Here is a 22,510-nt window from a genome sequence, read left to right as displayed (position 1 = left end):
CACACTCCATTTTAGCACGTGCCATTTTTATTCTCAGAAACGTATTACAAGTAATACCGCAGTAAAGCAACAAACCACTATCTGTATCCGTATGGGTAGTGGTTTCTTTTTAAAACTTACAGACTTGACCATATGAAACGTATTCTTACTTTTTTATTCCTGGCCACCCTTATCCATACCGCCTTTGCCCAAGACAGCACTCAAAAGTCAAAGCCCCAATTCAAACTAAGCATGAACTATAATAGCGGGCTCAACTATTTTGGCCGTACAGATAGTTTAAAAAGCACAGGACTGTTTCCTATGGCCGAGTTCTGGATCAATTCTAACTTTTACGTTAATGCTGCTCCCATTTTTGTCAACAATGCCCTTCAAAAAATGGATTATGCCGGTACAGTTGCAACGGTGGGTTACCAGCATTTAAGTGAAAAATGGCTGACCAGCCTGAATGTGATCAAACCTTTTTATAAGCCCACCGCCGAGTTAGTGCAGTCGGCTTTAAAAGCTCAGACCAACCTGAGTTTTACCCGCTTAAATAAAGTGGCTAACATTACGGTAGGTGCTGATGCCAAGTTCAGCGATAAAGTAGACTTTGGCGCTACTGCTGGTCTGGATCATATTTTCCGTATTCAAAATGATGATAACAGTGTGCTGATTTTTGACCCCGCTTTTTACACCTATGCCGGTACACAACAATTTAGCCGCACCTATACCCGCAAGCAAGGCGGCCTACCATTGCCAGGCCGCAGCCGTGAGGAGCAGGTTACTGAAACCGGCACTCAGTTTAACGTGCTGGCCTACGAGGTTTCCATTCCAGTGATTTTTGCTAAGAACAAAATCATGCTGATAGCTTCACCATCTTATATCTTGCCTCAAAACCTAATTACGGTGCCTAACCGGCCAGATTTGAGTGAAAGGGGAAAAAACATGTTTTATACGACCCTTAGTGTGAAGTATACCTTTTAGGGCGGCCCCCTGTCCCCCGAAGGGTAAGGCCCTCCTAAATCCTCCCCGAAGGGAGGACTTAGCTGCCGTACAGCACCAGAAGATTATAGAGTATTATATAACAAAAGTACTCCCTCAAGTGGAGTGCTTTTCTATTTATGGATCTATTTGTAAAAGTAGCGTCTCGTTGAAAAGCCAGGCGCTGTGTCTTGGGTCTCCTCCCCTTCGGGAGGCCGGGTGGGGCCTTACCCTTCGGGGGACAGGGGGCCGCCTTTTCCTAAAATCCTCACAGTTTTCTGATTCGGTGCATCACCTTGGCCCGAGTTTAGTAAATTTGCTCTTCAAACAGTGTTTTATGATCAAAACAGGAAACCCCGTTATCAGCATATATACCGAGATGACACCTAATCCAGAGACCATGAAGTTTGTGGCCAACAAACTATTGTATCCTGGAAAAAGCATTGATTTTGCCGATGTAGAAAGCGCTAAGCCTTCTCCTTTGGCTATTGAGTTGTTTGGCTTTCCCTTCATTCGCTCCGTGTTTATTGCGTCTAACTTTGTAACGCTAACCAAAACTCCGGAAACTGATTGGGATGATGTAATTCCTTCTATTCGCCAGTTTTTGAAAGAATACCTGGAAGAGATGAAGCCGATCATCAACGAAGACGAAGTAGCAACTATCAAACAAGAAAGCAGTAACGTGGTGGCTGCAGATGATGATGACGTGGTAAAACGCGTAAAAGAATTATTAGAGAACTATGTTAAGCCTGCTGTAGAAATGGACGGTGGCGCTATACAGTTCAAAAGCTATAACGACGGTGTGGTAAACCTGATGCTACAGGGAAGCTGCAGTGGCTGTCCTTCTTCTATGATCACGCTGAAAGCCGGTATTGAAGGCATGATGAAGCGTATGATCCCAGAAGTAAAAGAGGTGGTGGCTGAAGCCGAGTAATTCAGAACTAGGATTTTTAGGATTTAATAGATTTTTAGGAGAGCGACCCCATGGGTCGCTCTCTTTTTGTTTTCCTCCAGCAGTAACTTTAATCGATGAGGTGGATTTGTTTTAGTGTACTATCTATTTTCTTTTTTTCATCCTGTGGCATGCAGTATCACATGGCAAAGAGTGAAGCCGAAGATATTGACAGCAGTTATGTATATACATTGCCTTATCCGGAAGGCTCCAAGCGCCTGTTGATACAGGGTTATAATTCCTGGTTTTCTCATAAAGGACGGTTAGGCCTGGATTTTAAAATGCCAAAAGGCTCCCCGGTTACAGCTGCGCGCGCAGGTGTAGTGGTGCGGGTACAGGAAAGCTATGCCAAGGGTGGCGTGCACCGGAAGTATTATGGGAAAGCGAATTCTGTAGTGATCCGGCACGACGATGGCACCCAGGCACTCTATGGCCATTTGAAACATAACGGCGCGTTGGTACAGGTAGGCGACACCATACGTCAAGGTCAGCTGATTGCTTATAGTGGCAGTACGGGTTATTCAGCTTTTCCACACCTGCACTTCTCGGTGTGGAACCCTGCTCCTAACGGCCGTCGGCTTTTACCCACCCGTTTTCACACCCGCAAAGGCGTCAAATACCTGAAGCCGGGAAAATGGTATAAGGCCATTTAATCTTTTGCCCTAGGTTTGCGTGTTCATGCAGGAGATCATTCAGCAGTTTATTACCGGTATCAAACAAACCACCGCGCTGGAGTATGTAGCCGTGGTCTCGGGGATTGCATCGGTATGGTTTTCTAAAAAAGAAAACATTCTCGTTTACCCGGTAGGGCTTGTTAATACGGTTATCTATGTTTTTCTAAGCTTTCAATATCACCTGTTGGGTGAGGCGGCGGTAAACTTCTATTATACCGTAATGAGCATCTATGGCTGGATCTTATGGGCCCGGCGAAATAAACAGCATGAGCATGTTTTACACATTACCTATTCTGATAAGAATGAATTAGGGAAACAATTCCTATTCTTTAGCGGTTTTTACATTTCCATTTATATATCGCTTTATTACTTAAAGCAGTCGTTTTACCCTGGCGCTATTCCATGGGCTGACGCCTTTGCATCAGCAACGGCCTTTACCGGTATGTGGCTGATGGCCAAAAAGAAAGTTGAGAGTTGGTGGTGGTGGATTGCTACGAATTTCGCTTCCATTCCTTTGTATTTCGTTAAAGGACTGGTATTTACCAGTGTATATTATGTGGTACTGCTGGTACTAGCGGTGTTTGGTCTTTTAGAATGGAGCGTTCGCGCAAGGTCAAGTGCGGTTAAACAAAAGTTGGAGTTAGAGCAGCAATGAGGAAGATCGTAATTATAGGGCCTGAATCTACGGGCAAGAGTACATTGTGTGAACAACTGGCTGCGCACTACCAAACAGTATGGTGTCCCGAATATGCAAGGGAATATCTTACTGTTAACGGCACGGCGTATACCTATGAACAGCTGCTGGATATTGCCAAGGGACAATTGGCCCTTGAAGAACGATTAGCCAAGCAAGCCAACCAATATTACTTTATTGACACGAACCAATACGTGATGAAGGTGTGGTGCGAGGTGGTGTTTAATAATTGCCACAATTGGATCTTAAATCAGATAGCCCAGCAATCTTACGATCTCTACCTATTATGTAATGTGGACCTACCCTGGGTGCAGGACGAACTGCGTGAGTATCCCGATCTGGCTATGCGGGAGAAGTTATACAAAATGTATAAGGACCTGTTGATTCAAGACGGCACGCCTTGGGTGGAGGTTTCGGGAACGCAAGATGAGCGCTTACATACGGCTATTCGGCAGATAGAGGCACATGCCAACCGGCCTCCACACACCCCCGGCCCCTAAAGGGGAAGGCAGCGCGGCAAGAGCCAGGCTGGTGAATGATGAATGGTGAGTGGTGAGTATCGTGAAACATCAAACGTGAGACGTGAAAGGGACGCCGATAGAAGAGGTCTCCTTCAATAATCAATGATTATTCATTACTAATCATTGATTATTGAGCGTTGAGCATTGAATATTTCCTCCCTTCATCATTCTTTCTTCCTTGTTCCTTGTTCATTATTCTGCTTGGCTCCTTCCGGGCGGGCCTTATTAATCACCGCCTGAATATCTTCATCACCTTCCAGGTTGTCCATCTGGCGTTGTACCCACCCGCTTTTGATGGCCACATAAGGTGAGAGTGGCTTTACGGTGTATTTTTTGGGATTGGGTAAGCAGGCGGCAATCATAGCTGCTTCCTTACGGGAAAGTTTAGCCGCCGGCTTTTTAAAATAGGCCTGTGCAGCGGCTTCAGCACCGTAGACGCCTTTACCCATTTCAATAACATTCAAGTATACTTCCAGTATCCGCTTCTTTCCCCAGATCAACTCGATCATCTTAGTGAAATACATTTCCAGACCTTTTCGTATCCAGCTGCGTCCTTGCCAGAGAAATACGTTCTTAGCTACCTGTTGTGATATAGTGGAGGCCCCGCGTATGCGTTGCGGCTTTTTTTCGTTGTGTGTTACGGCTTTGTTAATGCTCTTCCAGTCAAAGCCACCATGGTCGGGAAACAATTGATCTTCTGAAGCTATCACGGCCAGCTTCATTTGTAACGACAATTCATCGCCACCTACATAATCACGTTTGAGGCCATCGCCACTTACCCAACTACTTAACTGGGTAATCGTAATGGGAGGATTCACCCATTTTAGAATGATGATATAAAACAGCTGGGATAAAAAAAGGAATAGGACAATGCGTTTGGTCCAATACCAAAAACGGTTTCCAGAGGATTTTGGTTTTGCAGCCGGTTTCTTCTTGCTCATTTACTGCGGCAATTTATCACTATAAAACAATAAACTCACTAACAAGGCTATTCCAAACCCAATCAAAATAAGCCCATTCAGCCGGTTAATGAGTTGGATGTTCTTTAGCGTAAGGCGCTGCCGGATCCTATTAGCCAACAACACTTTTAAGATATCGGCGGTGAGTACAATACATAATGCGGTAGCAAAAATAATGAAACGCTGCCTGATGACATGATCTGCAAACGTAGTAGCCGTGGCCAGCCAGAATCCCCACAAGAAGGGATTTAAAAGGTTCATTAACAGGCCTGTTAAAAGCAGTTTGACATAATCGCGCTTTCGAAACACCAGCAGCTGCTGGCCTTCTTCATTGGCCTTAACTTTTTTAAAAAACAAGAAGTAGATGCCTAACGAAATCAGGAATACACTACCCGTAAAGGCCACCAGCGCTCTCCGCTCCAGCAGGGTATTGAATAGTTCGGTAAAGAAATTAGAGGCTACTGCCAGGCAGATATCGCTCAAGGATACACCCAGCACAAAGGCCAGTCCGCCCTTGATGCCATTATTGATGCTTTGCTTGATAATCGTAAACAGGATCGGTCCAACCGCTATACTTAGCAGCAAACCCAACGTGATACCTTTTACGAATACATCCATACAAAGAGGCTAAAAATAGAACTCACAACTCACTCCAACAAAGTCATTTGTCAAAAGACAAAAAACTAAGTTGATTGCGAGGCTAAAAAATCATTCCAATCTTGCAACATCTTTCCTTTTAAGACGCGGGGAAACTTATGCTGACTACCCAGTTTTCCTTTTGTTTCCATGAACTTAAAAAAATAGGACTCCGGTAGTTTTTGCAGGAATACATCCTTTAAAGCGCTGGTACGCTCTACAGCATAGTCGTCGTTTATTTGACAGAGGTATTTGTCAATCTTTTCGCGCAGCACATTTTCATCTACGGGGTCGTTACAAGCCACATACCATTTGTGCGCAAAGAAGTTTTCATGCGGGAAGCCCACCACAGTGTATTCTGGTATACAAATATTCAGTTCTTCACTTACCACTTGTATGGCCTTATTCATATTGTCTACACTCAGGTGCTCGCCTACCAGGCTCAGGAAGTGTTTGGTACGACCAGTAATTACCACCTCATTGCGTTCCAGGTTAACAAACCGTAAGGTGTCGCCAATCAGGTAGCGCCAGGCACCGGCATTCGTACTCATTAGCAGCGCATATTCTTTCCCCTCCTCCACTTCATGGATCATCAATGCTTCGGGGTTTTCCACCATCTTGCCATCTGCATCAAAGTTTTTGTCGTTAAACGGCACAAACTCCATGAAGATGTTGTTGTTCAAAATGAGCTTCATGCCCTTAGCATGCTCACGATCGCGGTAGCCAATAAAGCCTTCGCTAGACAGGTAGTTCTCTATATAAACAATGGGCTTACCCAATAGTTTTTCAAAACCTTTCTTATATGGTTCAAATGCCACGCCGCCATGCACAAAGAAGCCCAGGTTTGGCCATATATCATGTATGGTTTCTACTTTGTAATGCTCTATGATCATCTCCATACACATCTGACACCATGCGGGCACACCTACTATGTAGCCAATGTCCCAGTCTGGCGCTTTTTCCACAATCTCATTAAGCTTTTCATTCCAGTCTTTGATCTTGGCAATGCGGCCGCCTGGTTTATAAAAGGTTTGAAACCAGAAAGGGCGGTTCTTCATCAAAATGCCACTCAGGTCACCAGCATACCAGCCGGCCTTGCCCTTTTGCAAGTCTGTGGCACCACCCAGCATCAGGAACCCTTTGGTTACTGCATGGCGGGGTAGCTTTTCATAACTTATTAAAGAAATGAGTTGGCGGATATAGTTGATCCGGTTACTGCGCAACATATCCTTAGTTACCGGTATATATTTACTGGCTGCTTCCGAGGTGCCCGAGCTTAAGGCGTAGAACTTGATCTTACCTGGCCAGGTTACATCTGGCACACCGTCCAATGTTTTCTGCCACCACTCCTCGTAAATTTTGTTGTAATCGTGAACAGGTACCAGTTCCTGAAACTTTTTACCAGCATGCTTGCTTAATAAAATTTCATCGAAACGGTACTGTTGGCCAAAGGCTGTAAAACGTGCTTTTTTTAGAAGCTTTTTCAACACACGCAACTGCTGGCTCCTTGGGTCATTGTCTGCAAGCCGCAAAGCTCCTGCAATAGCCTTAGGTAGTTTGAAATCGAAAATATTGAAGTCGCGAATACTTGCCACTAATCCTGATTAATGTGTTTAAGACGATAAAGTTAGGCACTGCTATGGAAGCAACCCCTATTAATTGCCAAGATGCTGGTAATTTTTCATAATTAGCGCCAAATCCTGCATGGCATCATAATCACTTGCATAATAGTGATCTATCAACGCCATACTTTCTTCCCGCATTGCATTAGCCTTGTTTTTGGGCCATCCGTTGGGTAGTAAAATATTTTTCCGTAATGGAGGTAAACCCATTGCACAGGTACCGTACCCTACCCAGGTACGACGGCCAAACAACACCAAAAGACAATAATATAAAAAGGTACCTGGCTTTTCAACAAATAAAAAATGCAGTGGTGTGGTGAATAGAAATAAAACACTGGTCATTACATCTACCAGTCGCTTAATGCGCCGCTCGGCGGGTCGGTCCAGTTTAAAATGTGATCCGGTGGCCAGTACCTCACCGCTGTTGCTGCTGGAGTCGCTGCCCACTATACTACTGCTACCAACGGCATGAAACCTGAAACGAAGGTTGGTTTTTATTTTGGGCAGTTGCATCAAGATATCTTTATAAGAATAGGTGCCGGCACAAAACAGAAGCTCGGTAGCGTGTAGCGGCAGTGTTACTGTTGATACCCGGTCAATAGTGGTCAGCGCCGTTGGATCCTCACCGTTAACCGCCACTCGGCCAATCAGTTTATCGCCCAATTTGTGGGCATTCAAGAACTGTTGTATGCGCTCATATTCGCCAGGTGTACCGGCTACTAATAAATAGGGTTTATCCCTGTCTTCAATTTGTTGTTGCAAAAGGCCGGCCTTTATTAACATCCAGCGCCAAAGACTTAATACCCCAAATGCCAACAAGGCACCAAATGCAAGGATGCCCCGGGAAAACCGTAAGTGCTCTGGCAATAAGGCATAAGCAGCTAAAATTACCAGTGTAGCCAAAAAGGTAGAACGCACAAGAACGGCCTTGCGATAATAGCGGTTATACAAACCCGCATAATAAGACACCGTTAAGTATATCAATGTAAAAACCAGGAACGATACACCTACCAGCTTGGCGGAGTAAGGAACTTCCGGGCGGACGTAGTTTGCCCAAATGCTTTTCACCAGCCAAAAACAAACCAGAATCAGAATGGCATCTATAGCTGGCAGGCCAATCTTACGAATCAGTTTGGCTACCGCTGTCAACATAGCCCTAACGCCAATGGCCAGTTGAATAGAAAAAGTAAAGATATCTGCCTTTGTACCGCCATAATGCTTTCGTACAAACAGGCTCATGGCCTGATAAAATAGTTTTACATAGTTCAGGCTGCCTCGCTTTGTGCTTTCCCCTTTAAAGTGCACAATGGTAGTATCGGCTACATAATAGTTTTTATAGCCGGCTTTTTGTATGCGGTAGCTTAGATCCACATCCTCGCCATACATGAAAAAGGTTTCATCAAAGGAGCCGACTTCATCTAATACCGCTTTGGAGACGAGCATGTAGGCGCCCGCCAATACATCTACTTCATGATTGGTATGTTGGGGCAGATAGCCTAAATGATATTTTCCAAAGCGCCGGGAGTGTGGAAAAATGCGTGCTAAACCGGTAAGTTTATAAAAAGATGTGACCGGAGCAGGAAACGATCGCTTTGACTCCCGCAAAAACTGGCCACTGCCATCAATCATGCGGACGCCTATTGCCCCTGCCTGCGGATGAGTGTTGAAAAAATCCAGGCAAATAGCAAGCGTATCTTCCGCTAGCAACGTGTCGGGGTTTAGGAACAAGATATAAGAACCTTGAGCCTGCGACAAGCCCAGATTACAAGCCTTGGCAAAACCCAGGTTCTGCTGGCTGGCTATATAACGGACTGTTGGAAAGCTCTCCTGCAGGTAAGCTACGCTGCCATCTACTGAGGCGTTATCCACTACAATTACTTCCGCATCAAGGCCTTTTATGGCTTTCTCCACACTGCACAGGCATTGCTCCAGGAAATACTTGACATTATAACTAACTATGATAATAGAAACCGTCAATACACAGGGTGTTTACAGGTTGCCAATATACGTGATAATAGAGTCTGTGAGAAGTGAAAGCTCGGAGAGTCAACTGTCGACAGACTACAGTCCACGGGAGGAAAGTCAATAGACATTAGTCAGTGGTGAATGGTGCGGAATGAGTAAGGAGTGATGAGGAATGAGTAAGGAGTTAAGGTTTAGTGAAGGTATGATATCCTCTGTAAGAGGGGATAGATTAGGGGAAGTTGGGATTTCTTGGTTGGGATTTGGGAAGAGAATGGTGAAAGCTTGAAATCAGAAATCTTCAAATTCCTTTCTTTCCCCCTTAGCGCTGTGCGAAACGCTTCTCTCCTTTTCTCTTTTTCCTCCTAGCCTCTCTTAGTCATATCTTTGCTTATGTTTAAAGATGCCCTGTTACAAGCTACGCATGCTGGTGCCGAAGAAATACGGCGGTTTATGGAAATGGAGTTTAAGATCTCCAATAAAGAAGGGATCAATAACCTGGTAACAGAAGCGGATCATGCTTCGGAAAAAGCGATTATAGAAGTGATTAAGGAGCATTTTCCCGATCATTATATTTTAAGTGAAGAGGCCGGGGAGATTGTGCAGGACTCTGAATACAAGTGGATCATTGACCCTATAGACGGCACAGTCAACTTTGCCAACCGTATTCCTCTTTGTTGTGTATCTATTGGTCTTGAACATAATGGCCAGATGATCATGGGGGCCGTGTATAACCCTTTCATGAACGAGTTTTTCTTTGCCGAGCGCGGTCAGGGGGCTACGTTAAACAACAAGCCCATCTTCGTAAGCAAAAAAGAAAAGGTTGCTACTTCTTGCCTGGTTACCGGTTTTCCTTATACCTATTTAGATGAGCCTAACGGTCCGCTGCAGGTGTTTGAACGATTTATTCGCCGCGGTATTCCTGTACGTCGCCTGGGTTCAGCAGCTATTGACCTGTGCTGGGTGGCTAGTGGCCGCTTTGATGGCTTTTATGAACACAAGCTACAAGCTTGGGATAGCGCTGCGGGTTTTATTATTATTGAAGAAGCCGGAGGAAAAGTCACCAACCTAAAAGGCGACCCCTATTCTCCTTACCAACCCGGTATTGTGGCCAGCAATGGCTTTATCCACGATGAGCTCTTAGAGTGGATAAAAGGCAATGTGCCGGCGATATAAAGCCATTGCCGATTGGCGATTGCAGAATGCCGATTTAAATTAGCTCATGGATAAAACGGAGTTTAAAATCGGACGAAAGCATTAGCCATAAATGTTGCAAAGCTATGCAAGTCGTTGCCCTTTGATGTAGTTAAACATTACGAAGATCAAATTATAAGGAGCTCTGCTTCAGTGGGCGCTAATTATAGAGCCGCTGCAGGGCTAAATCCAAACCCGATTTTATAAACAAGATGCGTATTGTAGAAGAGGAGGCTGATGAAACGATGTACTTTTTAGAATTCATTTGCGAATTTCATCCAGATAAAAGAGATGAAATTGTTATTTTATATAAAGAGGCAAATGAGTTACTTTCTGTTACAGTAAGTTCAATCAATACAGCTTTAAAGTCTCTTCATTAATCTGCAATCGCCAATCTAAAATCCGCAATCGAATGTCTGAAAGAACTGAAATAGCTGAATTAGGTGAGTTCGGTCTTATTGACCACCTAACTAAGAATTTTGAAATACAAAATGTGTCTAGTGTTTTAGGTGTGGGTGATGATGCGGCCGTGATTGACCACTTTGGCAAGCAAACCGTTATTACCAACGACCTTTTAATTGAGGGTGTACACTTTGACTTAATGTATACCCCGCTCAAACACCTGGGCTATAAAACTGTAGTGGTCAATGTTAGCGATATCTACGCTATGAATGCCACACCTACGCAAATCATCCTGGGACTGGGATTCAGCAACCGCTTTAGCCTGGAGGCGCTCGATGAATTTTACGAGGGTGTACATGCGGCATGCGACCACTATGGTGTAGATCTAATTGGTGGCGACACCTCCTCTTCTCAAAAAGGATTTATCATTTCCTGTACGGCTATTGGAGAAGTTACTCCTGATACCTATGTAAAAAGAAGCACCGCGCAGAAAGGCGACTTATTGTGTGTAAGTGGCGACTTAGGCGCCGCCTACCTGGGTTTAACTTTATTGGAAAGAGAAAAACGCATTTTCCTGGAAAGTCCCGGCGTACAGCCAGACCTGGAAGGCGAGAAATACATTGTAGGCCGCATTCTCAAACCAGAAGCCCGCAAAGACATTATCCAGTTTTTTGCAGAAAACGGTATTCAGCCCACCTCTATGATTGATGTTAGCGATGGGCTGAGTTCCGAGATCCTTCACCTCTGTAAGGACAGCGAATTGGGCTGTGTTCTTTATGAAGAAAAGATACCAATTGCCGAAGATGCAAGACAGGCTGCCTTCAAATTCAACCTTGATCCTACTGCTTGTGCCTTAAGCGGCGGCGAGGACTATGAGCTGCTGTTTACCGTCAAACAAGACGATTACGATAAGATTGCAGCGAATACCGATATTAGCGTTATTGGTTACATGGCTGAAGCAGAAGCTGGCTCTCATATTTATACCAAAGGTGGCAACAAGTTTCCCATTACTGCACAAGGATGGAATGCATTCAATAAGCAATAAGCTATGCGGCTATTGGTCTTTTTCGGAATAATGGTCTTAGTAAGCAGCTGCGCGGTCAACCGCCCGTTCAGTGCTTCTAAAACAAATACTGTGTATAAAAAATACGCAGCATCCGAGCTTGAAAAAGACTACACTATTTTTGAAGGGGTGCTTAAAACCGAGCACCCGGGCCTCTATTGGTATGCCCCCGCCGACAGTGTAGAGTATTATTTCAAAGCAGGCAGGGCCCAGATCAAAGACTCCATGACGGAGGTGCAGTTTCGCTACCTGCTGAGTTATATCACCGCTAAAATCCGCTGCGGCCATACTACGGTTCGAGCTTCAAGGGATTATTTCAATGGGCGGGATAGTCTGCGTACCCACCAGTTTCCTCTTAACTTAAAGCTGTGGCCCGATACAGCGATGGTTACGGCCAATCTTAATCGTCGTGACTCCAACATTCAGCGAGGTGCCTTTATAACAGCTATTGATGGTTTGCCCATTCAACAGATTGTCGACTCTTTGTTTGAGTTCCTTTCTGCCGACGGCTATAACCTTACCCATAAATACCAAACCCTTAGCAACCGGGGTGTATTCAGTAGTTTATACCTGTCGCGGTTTGGTTATAAACCCTCCTTTGCCGTTGATTTTATAGATACGTTAGGTAACCAGCGCCATGCTGTTTTGCCCATATACAAACCTATTAAGGATACCTCTATGCGTATAGGCGAGTTTCCCCCACCACCGGGTCGCCTAACCCATAAAGAGCGAAAACAGCTAAATATTTATGCGGCCCGCAGTTTACGAATTGACACTGCCCTTTCCACAGGCTTTATGGATTTGAATACGTTTACCAGAGATGCCAAACTGCATAATTTCTTCAAAAAGGCTTTTAAGCAACTGGATAAAAACAATATTCAAAACCTGGTGATAGACCTTCGTGCCAATGGAGGGGGCAGTGTGACCAACTCAAACCTGCTGACAAAATACATTGCTCAACAAAAGTTCAAAATAGCCGATACCCTTTTTGCGGTTAGTCGTCATAGCCCGTATGGACGTTACCAGGAAACCCGGTTTACGAACTGGTTGTTCCTCAACCTGATGACGCGAAAAAAGAAGGATGGCTATTACCATTTCCGCTATTTTGAAGGCAAATATTTTAAGCCCAAGAAGAAGTTCCATTTTGATGGCCAGGTTTATATACTTAGTGGCGGTAATACTTTTTCGGCCGCTACGCTGGTTATGCAAAGTCTGCGTCCCCAAACAAATGTGACCATTGTAGGTGAAGAAAGCGGCGGTGGCGCCTATGGCAATAATGCCTGGCTGATCCCCGAAGTTACCTTGCCACATACAGGCGTTCGCTTTCGCCTGCCACTCTTCCGGCTGGTCATTGATAAAAATGAGCACAAAGGCTATGGTGTTCAACCTGAAATCTACTCCTTGCCCACGTCGCCAGCTATCCGTCGCCTAGCCGACTTTAAGATGGATACAGTGATTGAATTGATCAAAAACAACAAGAAGAGCTATTAGCTACTCTTTTATATAGTAGTGCAACGTCTTTACCTGATCTGCGGTCAAGCTAATACATCTTGACTTATGAAGAAACTAGTTTGTTTACTGGCCCTGTTTGTACTAATTGTCAGTTGTAAAAAGGAAAAGCAAGATTCCATTTGTGTAAACGGACACATTGAGTGGACAGGCGATCCTGCGGCTGACAGGACCGGCTGGGTATTGGTTGAAGACAATGAGAGTCAAACAGCTAGGGTTTTTGTTTTAGTAGACCTACCCAATAGTTTTCAAGAATCGGGGTTACCAGTTAATGCTTGTGTCTATAAAACAACTGAACGGGTGATGTGTTTTTGCCCGGTAGATGTTGTTCGTTATAAATATGCTATTACTTCTATTAAAAAGAAGTGATCAAATAAAGAGATCGAATTGATCGGCATCTTTCCAGAAAGGAAGTTTTTCACGCACGGCTTGAAGGGCTTCCTTCTCTAATTGAATGGTTACCACATCTTCATCATGCTCTTTATGATACAGCACCTCTCCAAGTGCCGTTACCACCATACTATCGCCGCTGTGGTAGATATCATTGCCATCCTTTCCTACTCTATTCACACCCACTACATAACACTGGTTTTCGATGGCACGTGCCTGTAACAGCGTTTTCCAGGCAGTGTTGCGGCGCTCGGGCCAGTTGGCCACATAAATAAGTACATCGTATTCAAATCCTTCTGCTGTATACTGCTGGCGCGCCCATACCGGAAAGCGCAGATCGTAACAAACCAACAGGTTGATTTTCCAGCCGTTGACAGAAGCAATAAACCGCTGATCGCCGCCACTATAGTGCTGGTCTTCACCAGCAAAAGCAAAGAGGTGGCGTTTGTTGTAATAGCCATATTGCCCGTTCGGCAGCATCCAGATCAGCCGGTTGTAGTATTGGCCTTCTTCTTCAATGATCGCACTACCAGTAAGGATTATCCGCTTTTCTGTTGCTATCCGTTTCATCCAGGCCACTGTTTCGCCCTGCATGGTTTCTGCCAATGCTTCCGGGCGCATGCTAAAGCCGGTGCTAAACATTTCAGGAAGAACAACAATGTGTGTTTTTTCAGTAATACTGTTGATCTTCTGTTCCAGCATTTGCAGGTTAGAGGCTTTGTCTTCCCAGTGAAGGGCGGTTTGAATCAGCGTGACGGAAAGTGATGACATGTTTGCAAGTTAGTATAAGAACAATCATGTTGTTTCGGGTTTTACATCTTAAGGTCCCAGCATGCCCCAGAACGTCTGCCCATGGGTGTCTCCCAAAGATTACGCAGATAAACGCAGAGAGGGTTATCATTGTTTAAGCGAGGCTTGCATGATATGGGCTATTACGTGGCGACCCGCTTGGGTAAGATGTGATTTGTCTTTATTGCATCATTTTCCTTTACTATTTGTCTTTTCAATTTTTTCCTTGATGAAACCCTTCGACATGCTCAGGGTGGAGCAAAAAAATCAATCCCGCACGTGCGGGACCGCCAATGCGCCTCCGGCTGCCGGGCCGACCCGCGCACAGCAACACTCTGCTGTTTTGAGCATTGTTTAGGATAGGCTGGTCGCTTAGTGTGTATTTTTCCCAACGGTGGGTGCGGTGAACAAAGACAGTAGATAGAGCTACTATCCGGAGAAACGGCAGGCGCTGTATATTCCGCCCGACTCTGATAGTACGGTGAGGCGGTAAGCGCAGGGCGTAATATAAGGCGCTGGACCACCCTACCATATTTGTTTAGGTGTTAGTAGCTTGGGGTTGAGGGCTTTGCATTATGGTGCGGGTGTGAGGCAAAGTGCTGTTATAATGCAGCTCTAAGTAACAATTGAAACATTCGAACACTTGAGATAAGGGGCACTTTTATTAAAGTGGTTGTATATTGTTTGTGATCTTTTAAGAAAAGCAGATGCATTTAAGAAGATTCAAGGCAGCTGATTTTGCTTTATTAGCGCAATGGGTTACTAGCCCCTCAGTTTTATTTCAGTTTGCTGGTACCGACTTTTCCTTTCCTCTTACTCCAGAACAAATAGGGCAATACCAAACAACTCATCCTGACTGCCTTTTCTTTATTGCCTGCCTGTTTGATAATGAACCTTTTGCCTTTGGAGAGATCATTCCGCAAGCGAACAATACACCCCGCCTAGGTCGATTACTAGTAGGTGATACTAAGAATCGCAGCAAAGGCCTTGGTACTATGTTCGTGCAGTTGATGGTAGATGAATGCAAGCGGCTGTTTCATTGCCATCAAGTGGAACTCTACGTATTATCTGACAATATACCCGCACAGCGGTGTTATGAAAAAGTAGGCTTTTATAGACTGCCGGATGCTAACATCCTGTTGGTGGTGGGCAACAAAACCCACCCTATACACAAAATGCGACTTGACATCAGGTAAAGACTTTTAGTGCGCATCTTACTTCAGGAAAGTATTTAACACTTATATAGAATCAATACTGGTGCTCAGAATTGGCCAAATGGCAATAAGGGCTTAGTTTTAATGATACACGGGTGCTTTAAAAGCACACATGTATGACACCTTTTTATTTCCTTTTATGAAGCGTTTTCTTCTAGCCTTGTTTGGTTGGGCTCTTGTTCTTACTGTACATGCACAAAACCAAACACAGCCAACACCTTATGTAGTAATTGATAATTTTACTACCGATATTAAACACCTGGTGATTGGTCCCAAACATATCAAAGAGGTTTCTGTTTTGAAGGGAACCAATGCCGTTAAAAAATTGGGCGACAAAGCTGAGCATGGCGCCGTGATCATCACCACAAAACCAGGCACTACGCTACTGCAATTGAATCAGATCTTAGATAAATATAACATACCAGAGGCTGACCGAAAACTCCGCGTATGCATCAATAAAACACTGGTGCGCCAGCCAGAGCTGATTGTTGCTGAAGCCAGCGAAATTCAGACGGTTGAAATAACTACCGACCGATACTGGCAGAACGCAGAAGATGCTAATAGCAGCGAACGCTTTATCAATATAAAAGCTACGTCTAATACAAAGTAGGGCTGGCTTATCTTTCTATAGATAAGTAGCATGTTGCTCTTGTGTACTAACGCCTGGGCTAATAATCAATAGAATGATGATTGAAGTTGAAAAGCATAGCCAGGTCTTTTAACTCAAACACCGACTTGATTTTTAGCTTTTCAAACACCCGGGTTTTATAAGTACCTACTGTAGAGGGTTTTAGATTCAACGTCTGCGCAATTGCATTAATGCTTAAGCCCGACAATAAGAGGTTTACAATTTCAAACTCCCGGTGAGACAGAGTTTCAAAGGGATTGAGGGTATTATCGGTGGATACGTGACCCGCCAATATCTCAATAAAGTCTTGACTCAGGTAGGTTTTATGTTGAAGCACCAGGTCAAAGGCTTTTTTGAGCTCATCCAGTGAAGACTCTTTCGGTAAATATCCTCTGGCACCTGCTTTTAGCATGCGTTTGCCATAGATCTTTTCAGGCAGCATTGAAAAGACCAGAGTATAAGTTTTAGGATACTTAATGGAAATTAACTCTACCAGGCCGATACTGTCCGTTTCGGTCATATGGATATCCATAACCAGCAGGTCGATCTTGTGTTGTTTGAACTGCCGCAACACTTCGTCACCATTTCCGGCCTCATAGATCTTTAAACCCTGGTAAAAATCTTGTAGCAGCAATTTTAAACCCGTACGTACAACTGCATGGTCGTCGGCTATAAGCACATTTTTCATCTCCATGCGAATCAATTTAAAATCGACCAATACATCTGTCTATATTGTTCGAATGAAATGTCGTTTTCTATCTACAAACTCCAATCTCTTGTTATTTAACCTTTGGCAAAAATTCGGGTATCACGGGTAAAAACAAAGTTCTGAAACTTAGTTTTCATCTCAAAGCCAATACTGGCATTACTTTTAATGAATCAAATACTACTAGTTATAGAGCCTCATGCAACCATATCTATCCTAATCCTTCTCCTTATTAAGACACCTTTCAAGCTTTGCTAATGAAAGTCAGCCACCGCATTTTTGACTTTTTGCCAGGTTGCTATCTGATCTTATCACCAAAAGCGCCTGAGTTTATCATCTTAGATGTTAATAATGCCTATTTAGCTGTTAGCCATTCTACCAGAGATATTATTGGCAAACCGTTATTTGAAGTTTTTCCAGATAATCCTGATGACCCAGAAGCTTCTGGAGTAAAAAACTTAACAGCTTCGCTAGAACAGGTGCTAAAAACCAGAAAGCCGCATGAAATGGCCATTCAGCGCTACGACACGCGGCGCCCCGGCCAGAACAACTTCACTATTCGTTACTGGAAACCGGTAAATATTCCGGTGTTAGCCAACGATGGAACTGTTGAATGTATCATACACTCGGTTGAAGAAGTTACAAACGTTATGCTTCTAAGAAAAGGTATGAAACAACAGGATAGCCTGAACCAACATCATATCAGGGATGCTATTTTAACCACCCAGGAAATGGAGCGCATGGAAATCAGCCAAGAGCTGCATGATAATGTGAACCAGATTTTGCATACCGCACGCCTTTACCTGGAAAAGGCTACACTTACTTCTACTTCCCAACAGGAGTTTGTAAAATACGGGCACGCCTTGGTAGAAAAAGCTATTGATGAGGTAAAAGACCTATCTCAATCCTTGCGTCAATTTTCAAAAGAAGAAAGACAATTAACAGATGTATTGGAAGAAATATTGGGACAAATAGGTGAATTGAATCAGCTTAACATTTCCAAAAGCATAGAGCTACCCGATGAATCGTTGATTGAATCGAAAGTAAAAACTACCATCATCCGTATTTTACAGGAGCAGCTTACCAATGTAGTAAAGCATGCCGAAGCCAAAAACGTATACATTGGGGTGAACTTCAAAGATGGCAACCTGGAGCTTACTATCAAGGACGATGGCAAAGGGTTTGACATGAAAACAAATAAATCAGGCCAGGGCTTTCAAAACATAAAAAGCCGTGCAGCCATTATGGATGGCCGGGTACTCATCACCTCCTATCCTGGTGATGGCTGTGTGATACAGGTTTTTTTACCTGTAAGCTGATTGCTTTTATTTATAATTAAGAAGTAGTAGAATAATTATTCTGCCTGCAACGCAATATCATTTCACTAATAACACGCAGGTTCTCTGCAAACGTGTTGGGTTTGGAGTAAAAGGCTAATGCGCCGCTACCCATACATTTCTGAATATCCTCGATCAGAGAAGAGGTACTGAAAATAATAAACGGAACCTCTTTCCAAACGTGTAGTTGTTTAATCCGGCTCAATACATCAAGACAGCTCATGTTAGGCATTTGCATATCGCAAACAATCGTATACTGAGTATGCGCGTCTGGCTGTAATGTTTCAATATAAGTAAGTAGGTGGCAGCCATCTTCAAACTGTGTCAACCCTATAGTTGCATCATATTCTGTTAACCCATCTTGAAAGATCCAACGGTCTTCCGCATCATCATCTGCATGTAATATGTGCAACACTTTATTCAGTTTCTCCATCAGCTATAAATCTATTGGCTTTAAAAAGACTGACCCATTTTTGTCAGGTTAATGTTTCAAAATGTCTTGATTTTACTACAAGCTCACCTATAACCGGCAACGGTGCTTTGGCTATTTAGTATATTTATGCACAAGCCTTAACCACTTTCATGTAGTATGGAAAATCAAACAATCAAAGCTTATTATGCTCATGAAATAGAAGCTTATCGCTTAGAAACTCCTGTTTTCAAATTGGAAGGTATACGCACTAAAGAATTACTAGGCCGCTATCTTTCAGTTCCTAGCCTTAAAGTGCTAGATATAGGTGGTGGCGCCGGCTATTATGCCTTTTGGTTACAAGAGCAAGGGCACCAGGTAACATTGGTAGATCTATCGCCAACCAATATAGAGCTGGCGCAAAAACGCGCAGCCAGCAGCGGCATTACCTTACATCAAATTTCTGAAGGCGATGCCAGGCAGCTTGATTTTTCAGACGCGCAGTTTGATGTGGTACTGATGTTTGGTCCGCTTTATCATTTAATAGAGCGAGAGAATCGGATGCGTGCACTAACCGAAGCCAGGCGTGTTCTCAAACCTGGCGGGTTGTTGTTAAGTGCTGTCATCTCTCGTTACGCTTCTTTGTTTGATGGTTTTCAAAGAGACCTAGTATTGGATGCGCCGTTTTACAGCATCTTAAAAGACGACCTAGCATCAGGCGTACACGTTAATGAAACAGATAACCTCGACTATTTTACCACGGCCTATTTTCATACACCTACAGCCATCAAGGAAGAGATAGCAGAAAGCGGGTTGGCATTAGAAAAACTGATAGCCATTGAAAGCTTTGGCTGGATTGTTCCCAATTTCCAGGAAAAGCAAAATGACCCGGCATATATGGAAAAGCTGTTGAACAGCATACGGGTTGTGGAAGAGCAGGAGGATCTGGTGGCTATGAGTCCGCATATAATGGCGGTAGCGCATAAAGCGTAAACCTTGCTATTTAGAGTTTGCAACTAGTTTAGGAAGTACTCTTGTGTATATTTAATTGTTATGAAAAAACGCTAATTGCAAATGAAGTATGCAACCTATTGGTCTATTCTTGACTCCCCATCACACACCATTAAATCAAACTTCATTGCCCTAATTATTTTTCTAAGTGCCGGGCTTCTTTGGGTATTAGTAAAAAAAATGAAAAGGGATAAAGACAATGGTGATAAGGCTATTTTATTATGGGGTACAGGAGCGTTTGCTTTTTTAGGACTGCTACTATTTTTCCTATTAACATTTATCTACAAAGACAATTCTGACGCCGAAACTCTAAAAATGCTCAACTCACCGTCGGTAGCAATGGTTGAAGGCGTGATTTCCAATTTTCATCGGACATATCGGAATGGTCGCGAAATAATTGAGAGTTTTACCGTAGACAGCGTTCAATTCGCATATGGAGATGCGCTATTGGGTAGGTTTAATTCATTTACAAAAACAAACAATAATGTCATTTACAATGGACAGGCTGTTCGAATAACATACAAAAGAAATTCTTCTTATGGCAACAATTTCAATTCAATTTTAAAACTTGAAATTGGTCTATAGATTTGAGCGCGCCGAGAAGACCTCAATTTTGACAAGTTGCTGTGCGCAAATCCTACGCAGTCAATTTGAGTTTTGATTTGGAAATATCTAGATCAATTACTACAAATAATTACACATAGAAGTATTGCAATCTTCCATTACATTCTATTCTTTTGTAATCTTTTCTGTGACAAGCTAGTAACAGCTTCTTGATATAATAAGTAGTAAGATTACTACGTTGGTCGCATTCCGTTGCCAAAAAACCAAACACTTGATATGAAAACAAAATCCCTTTTTCTTTTCGTTGCCTTATGCTGGGCCTTTAGCAGTAATGCTCAAAACTGCGACCCCTGGATAGTGAAAATTTACAGCGAATTATATGGCAGGATACCTAACGCTTATGAATGCAGTATTTCTAACTACAACAATGGCTCATGGAATAGCTATGACCAATTGAAAAGCTACATTATAGCCTTTAATAATAACAACAATTTGGTGGTTGCTGATAACCAAGCCGCGGGCAAGTGTGGCACTAGTGGTTATTATGGTTTGTGCGCCATTAGAGAGTTTATCAATTCTGATTTTCCTTCTTCAGGCAACACCTGTGGGCAAGCCGCTGTGGTAACGGCCATGTGGCAGGCAGGTCTTAAAGCCACAGACGATCCTAAAAAATTAGCCAGGAGCTTTTACAACTATGCTCCGCCAAAAATCACCGTTGCCGGTTTGGTAGAAATAAAAGGCTCTTTAGGTTCTGACTGGCGCCAGCTTAATTATGGTTTGGATGGTTATAAAGGCCAAGGAATCCGGTACAACTGGCAGAAAGGAATAGATGCCTTAAAGAATGAGTTAAGAAAGAATGTGGTTTGCCTGATCATGCTTGATACGGGCACCCTTCCACAGTATGGCTATAAATGGTTGACAGGGCATTGGGTAGTAGCCTATGGCTATGACTCCAAGTATGTATATGTTACCAATTTCCCTAACAACCGGATGACTTGGGATGAACTGAAAAAGGCTTGGGGTGGTTCCCTGACTGAAGGACATATGGCCAAAGCGCACGGGACTGCCGAAATGTTTGCTGCCATTTGGAAGCAATAAGACCGCATTGGAAAAACCGAAAAGTAAAATATCGAAATTCGAATGGTAGGATTAAAAATCAAATTCCAAATCACAAATTCCATACACCTACAGGAATAAGACCAGTGGATTGTAGAAACAAACTTGCCTCTTAAATAAGAGGCAAGTTTGTTTCTATGCTATGCACTTAATTCTTCTGACCATCTAAATAGGTATCCTACACTCGGCTGGGAAGAGAGGTATTTTTACTATACATTGTTTACCCACTTTTGTTGACAGACCAAACCATAGTTTTGCGCAACAATGTAAAACGGTTTCTTTATGAAAAAACATTTGCTGATCACTATAACCTGCCTTGCTTTAACGGCTTCCAGCTTTGCACAACAGCCTACAAATTGGGACAAATGGAATTGGTTGCTAGGACAATGGAAAGGAGAAGGAAGTGGACAGCCCGGGCAAGGTGGCGGAACGTTTGCATTCTCTTTTGACCTTGATAAAAAAGTTATTGTAAGAAAAAGTCATTCAGAGTATCCCGCAACTGCCAATAAACCAAAAGTCATTCATGATGATCTCATGATTGTTTATTTAGATGTAGCAGGCAATCCTTCAAAAGCCATTTACTTTGACAACGAAGGGCATACTATTAATTACAGCATTAACTACGCAGACAACACAATTATCTTAGTAAGCGACAAAACCTCCAACACTCCGGTATTCCGCTTAACCTATACACTACTTGACAATAATTTCATCAATACAAAATTTGAAATGTCACGAGACGGAGAAAAGTTTATAACCTATATTGAAGGTAAAAGCAAAAGAGTTTAATAGTGCTTACCCCATTGAGTGATATTACATTCTATGAAAGATTCTTTGTTTCAACCATTAACTGATTATTTGACTAAAGTACCTGCAATTCTACCCTCTTTTGGGACAGGAATTGATGATGATGGACTTTGGTGGGTAAAGTTTCGAATTGACATAAGTAATCCTCTTTCCTGGAATGTAGTACAAGAGCTTGGCTGTGTTGTTAACTATCTGTCCGTAGATGAACGCCTTCCTACTATATTCTACCCAGTTTCTCCTGCTCCCTATTTAAACGGAGGCCCTGACAAATATTTATCATGGGTTATTGAAACAAAGGATAAAGACTTTAGTCCAACATCCTTAATGCAATGGCTGGAAGGCAGACTACCCAATCCAGTAGACCAATTAAATGAATGGGAGCTTGAATAAA

At 43.2% G+C, this 22,510-nt stretch carries 24 protein-coding genes and 1 pseudogene; 18 read left to right on the top strand and 7 right to left on the bottom strand.

Annotated features, from left to right (window positions below):
- Positions 1 to 132: 132 nt before the first annotated feature.
- From SY85_RS16285 to SY85_RS16265, 5 genes are all read left to right on the top strand, one after another.
- On the top strand, positions 133 to 963 hold the full coding sequence (locus SY85_RS16285) for a hypothetical protein (protein WP_066405943.1): 831 nt from the start codon (positions 133 to 135) through the stop codon (positions 961 to 963).
- Positions 964 to 1,297: 334 nt separating this feature from the next.
- Complete coding sequence (locus SY85_RS16280) at positions 1,298 to 1,894, top strand: NifU family protein (protein ID WP_066405942.1); 597 nt, start codon at positions 1,298 to 1,300, stop codon at positions 1,892 to 1,894.
- 161 nt (positions 1,895 to 2,055) lie between these two features.
- The gene (locus tag SY85_RS16275; RefSeq protein WP_158512989.1) at positions 2,056 to 2,565 is read left to right on the top strand and encodes a M23 family metallopeptidase; all 510 of its coding nucleotides are present in this window, start codon (positions 2,056 to 2,058) and stop codon (positions 2,563 to 2,565) included.
- A 25-nt stretch (positions 2,566 to 2,590) separates the two neighbouring features.
- A complete protein-coding gene (gene pnuC, locus SY85_RS16270) occupies positions 2,591 to 3,241 on the top strand; it encodes a nicotinamide riboside transporter PnuC (protein ID WP_066405940.1) in 651 nt (216 codons plus the stop codon).
- Positions 3,238 to 3,780, top strand: a complete 543-nt coding sequence (locus tag SY85_RS16265) for an AAA family ATPase (protein ID WP_066405939.1) — start codon at positions 3,238 to 3,240, stop codon at positions 3,778 to 3,780. Before pnuC ends, SY85_RS16265 begins: the two co-directional genes overlap by 4 nt.
- 185 nt (positions 3,781 to 3,965) lie before the next feature.
- On the opposite strand, the gene mtgA is transcribed toward SY85_RS16265, so the two are convergent.
- From mtgA to SY85_RS16245, 4 genes are all read right to left on the bottom strand, one after another.
- Complete coding sequence (gene mtgA, locus SY85_RS16260) at positions 3,966 to 4,742, bottom strand: monofunctional biosynthetic peptidoglycan transglycosylase (protein ID WP_071891017.1); 777 nt, start codon at positions 4,740 to 4,742, stop codon at positions 3,966 to 3,968.
- The gene (locus SY85_RS16255) at positions 4,743 to 5,378 is read right to left on the bottom strand and encodes a LysE family translocator (RefSeq protein ID WP_066405938.1); all 636 of its coding nucleotides are present in this window, start codon (positions 5,376 to 5,378) and stop codon (positions 4,743 to 4,745) included.
- Between the two features lie 65 nt (positions 5,379 to 5,443).
- The gene (locus tag SY85_RS16250; RefSeq protein ID WP_226998854.1) at positions 5,444 to 6,991 is read right to left on the bottom strand and encodes a GH3 family acyl-acid amido synthetase; all 1,548 of its coding nucleotides are present in this window, start codon (positions 6,989 to 6,991) and stop codon (positions 5,444 to 5,446) included.
- 60 nt (positions 6,992 to 7,051) lie between these two features.
- Positions 7,052 to 8,995 carry a glycosyltransferase family 2 protein gene (locus SY85_RS16245; RefSeq protein ID WP_066405937.1) on the bottom strand — a complete coding sequence of 648 codons (1,944 nt, stop codon included), beginning with the start codon at positions 8,993 to 8,995 and terminating at the stop codon, positions 7,052 to 7,054.
- A gap of 378 nt (positions 8,996 to 9,373) precedes the next feature.
- On the opposite strand from SY85_RS16245, the gene SY85_RS16240 reads away from it, so the two are divergent.
- The 5 genes and pseudogenes from SY85_RS16240 to SY85_RS16220 all read left to right on the top strand — a co-directional run bounded on the left by SY85_RS16240 (position 9,374) and on the right by SY85_RS16220 (position 13,517).
- Positions 9,374 to 10,156, top strand: a complete 783-nt coding sequence (locus SY85_RS16240) for an inositol monophosphatase family protein (RefSeq protein WP_066405936.1) — start codon at positions 9,374 to 9,376, stop codon at positions 10,154 to 10,156.
- Between the two features lie 114 nt (positions 10,157 to 10,270).
- Positions 10,271 to 10,554: pseudogene (locus SY85_RS26240) on the top strand (four helix bundle protein).
- A gap of 32 nt (positions 10,555 to 10,586) precedes the next feature.
- Complete coding sequence (gene thiL, locus SY85_RS16230) at positions 10,587 to 11,621, top strand: thiamine-phosphate kinase (protein ID WP_066405935.1); 1,035 nt, start codon at positions 10,587 to 10,589, stop codon at positions 11,619 to 11,621.
- A 90-nt stretch (positions 11,622 to 11,711) separates the two neighbouring features.
- Positions 11,712 to 13,130 (top strand): S41 family peptidase, encoded by a 1,419-nt coding sequence (locus SY85_RS16225; protein WP_158512988.1) that lies wholly within the window; start codon positions 11,712 to 11,714, stop codon positions 13,128 to 13,130.
- 66 nt (positions 13,131 to 13,196) lie between these two features.
- Entirely contained in the window at positions 13,197 to 13,517 is a 321-nt protein-coding gene (locus SY85_RS16220) for a hypothetical protein (protein ID WP_066405933.1), read from the top strand.
- Here the strand turns inward: SY85_RS16220 and SY85_RS16215 are convergent, their stop codons facing one another.
- Positions 13,518 to 14,309 (bottom strand): amidohydrolase, encoded by a 792-nt coding sequence (locus SY85_RS16215; protein WP_066405932.1) that lies wholly within the window; start codon positions 14,307 to 14,309, stop codon positions 13,518 to 13,520.
- Positions 14,310 to 15,034: 725 nt separating this feature from the next.
- Here SY85_RS16215 and SY85_RS16210 point away from each other — a divergent pair.
- Complete coding sequence (locus SY85_RS16210; RefSeq protein WP_066405931.1) at positions 15,035 to 15,523, top strand: GNAT family N-acetyltransferase; 489 nt, start codon at positions 15,035 to 15,037, stop codon at positions 15,521 to 15,523.
- Between the two features lie 157 nt (positions 15,524 to 15,680).
- Entirely contained in the window at positions 15,681 to 16,151 is a 471-nt protein-coding gene (locus SY85_RS16205) for a hypothetical protein (RefSeq protein WP_148661219.1), read from the top strand.
- 58 nt (positions 16,152 to 16,209) lie between these two features.
- On the opposite strand, the gene SY85_RS16200 is transcribed toward SY85_RS16205, so the two are convergent.
- A complete protein-coding gene (locus tag SY85_RS16200) occupies positions 16,210 to 16,863 on the bottom strand; it encodes a response regulator (protein WP_082886511.1) in 654 nt (217 codons plus the stop codon).
- 269 nt (positions 16,864 to 17,132) lie between these two features.
- Here SY85_RS16200 and SY85_RS16195 point away from each other — a divergent pair, with 269 nt between their 5' ends.
- Positions 17,133 to 18,194, top strand: a complete 1,062-nt coding sequence (locus SY85_RS16195) for a sensor histidine kinase (RefSeq protein WP_066405929.1) — start codon at positions 17,133 to 17,135, stop codon at positions 18,192 to 18,194.
- 16 nt (positions 18,195 to 18,210) lie between these two features.
- Here SY85_RS16195 and SY85_RS16190 read toward each other — a convergent pair whose 3' ends face one another.
- Positions 18,211 to 18,645: a response regulator gene (locus SY85_RS16190; protein ID WP_066405928.1), complete on the bottom strand. Its 435-nt coding sequence runs from the start codon at positions 18,643 to 18,645 to the stop codon at positions 18,211 to 18,213.
- A gap of 156 nt (positions 18,646 to 18,801) precedes the next feature.
- Here SY85_RS16190 and SY85_RS16185 point away from each other — a divergent pair, with 156 nt between their 5' ends.
- From SY85_RS16185 to SY85_RS16165, 5 genes are all read left to right on the top strand, one after another.
- Positions 18,802 to 19,614: a class I SAM-dependent methyltransferase gene (locus SY85_RS16185; RefSeq protein ID WP_066405927.1), complete on the top strand. Its 813-nt coding sequence runs from the start codon at positions 18,802 to 18,804 to the stop codon at positions 19,612 to 19,614.
- 81 nt (positions 19,615 to 19,695) lie between these two features.
- A complete protein-coding gene (locus tag SY85_RS16180) occupies positions 19,696 to 20,217 on the top strand; it encodes a hypothetical protein (protein WP_066405926.1) in 522 nt (173 codons plus the stop codon).
- A 255-nt stretch (positions 20,218 to 20,472) separates the two neighbouring features.
- Positions 20,473 to 21,294, top strand: a complete 822-nt coding sequence (locus tag SY85_RS16175) for a cysteine peptidase family C39 domain-containing protein (RefSeq protein WP_066405925.1) — start codon at positions 20,473 to 20,475, stop codon at positions 21,292 to 21,294.
- A 300-nt stretch (positions 21,295 to 21,594) separates the two neighbouring features.
- A complete protein-coding gene (locus SY85_RS16170; RefSeq protein WP_066405924.1) occupies positions 21,595 to 22,101 on the top strand; it encodes a hypothetical protein in 507 nt (168 codons plus the stop codon).
- A gap of 33 nt (positions 22,102 to 22,134) precedes the next feature.
- Positions 22,135 to 22,509: a hypothetical protein gene (locus tag SY85_RS16165; protein ID WP_066405923.1), complete on the top strand. Its 375-nt coding sequence runs from the start codon at positions 22,135 to 22,137 to the stop codon at positions 22,507 to 22,509.
- Position 22,510: the final 1 nt, after the last annotated feature.

This window comes from Flavisolibacter tropicus (genome assembly GCF_001644645.1).
Taxonomy (GTDB): domain Bacteria; phylum Bacteroidota; class Bacteroidia; order Chitinophagales; family Chitinophagaceae; genus Flavisolibacter; species Flavisolibacter tropicus.
The sequence above is the reverse complement of the archived record's forward strand: the minus strand, read 5'-3'. Positions and strand labels throughout refer to the sequence as shown.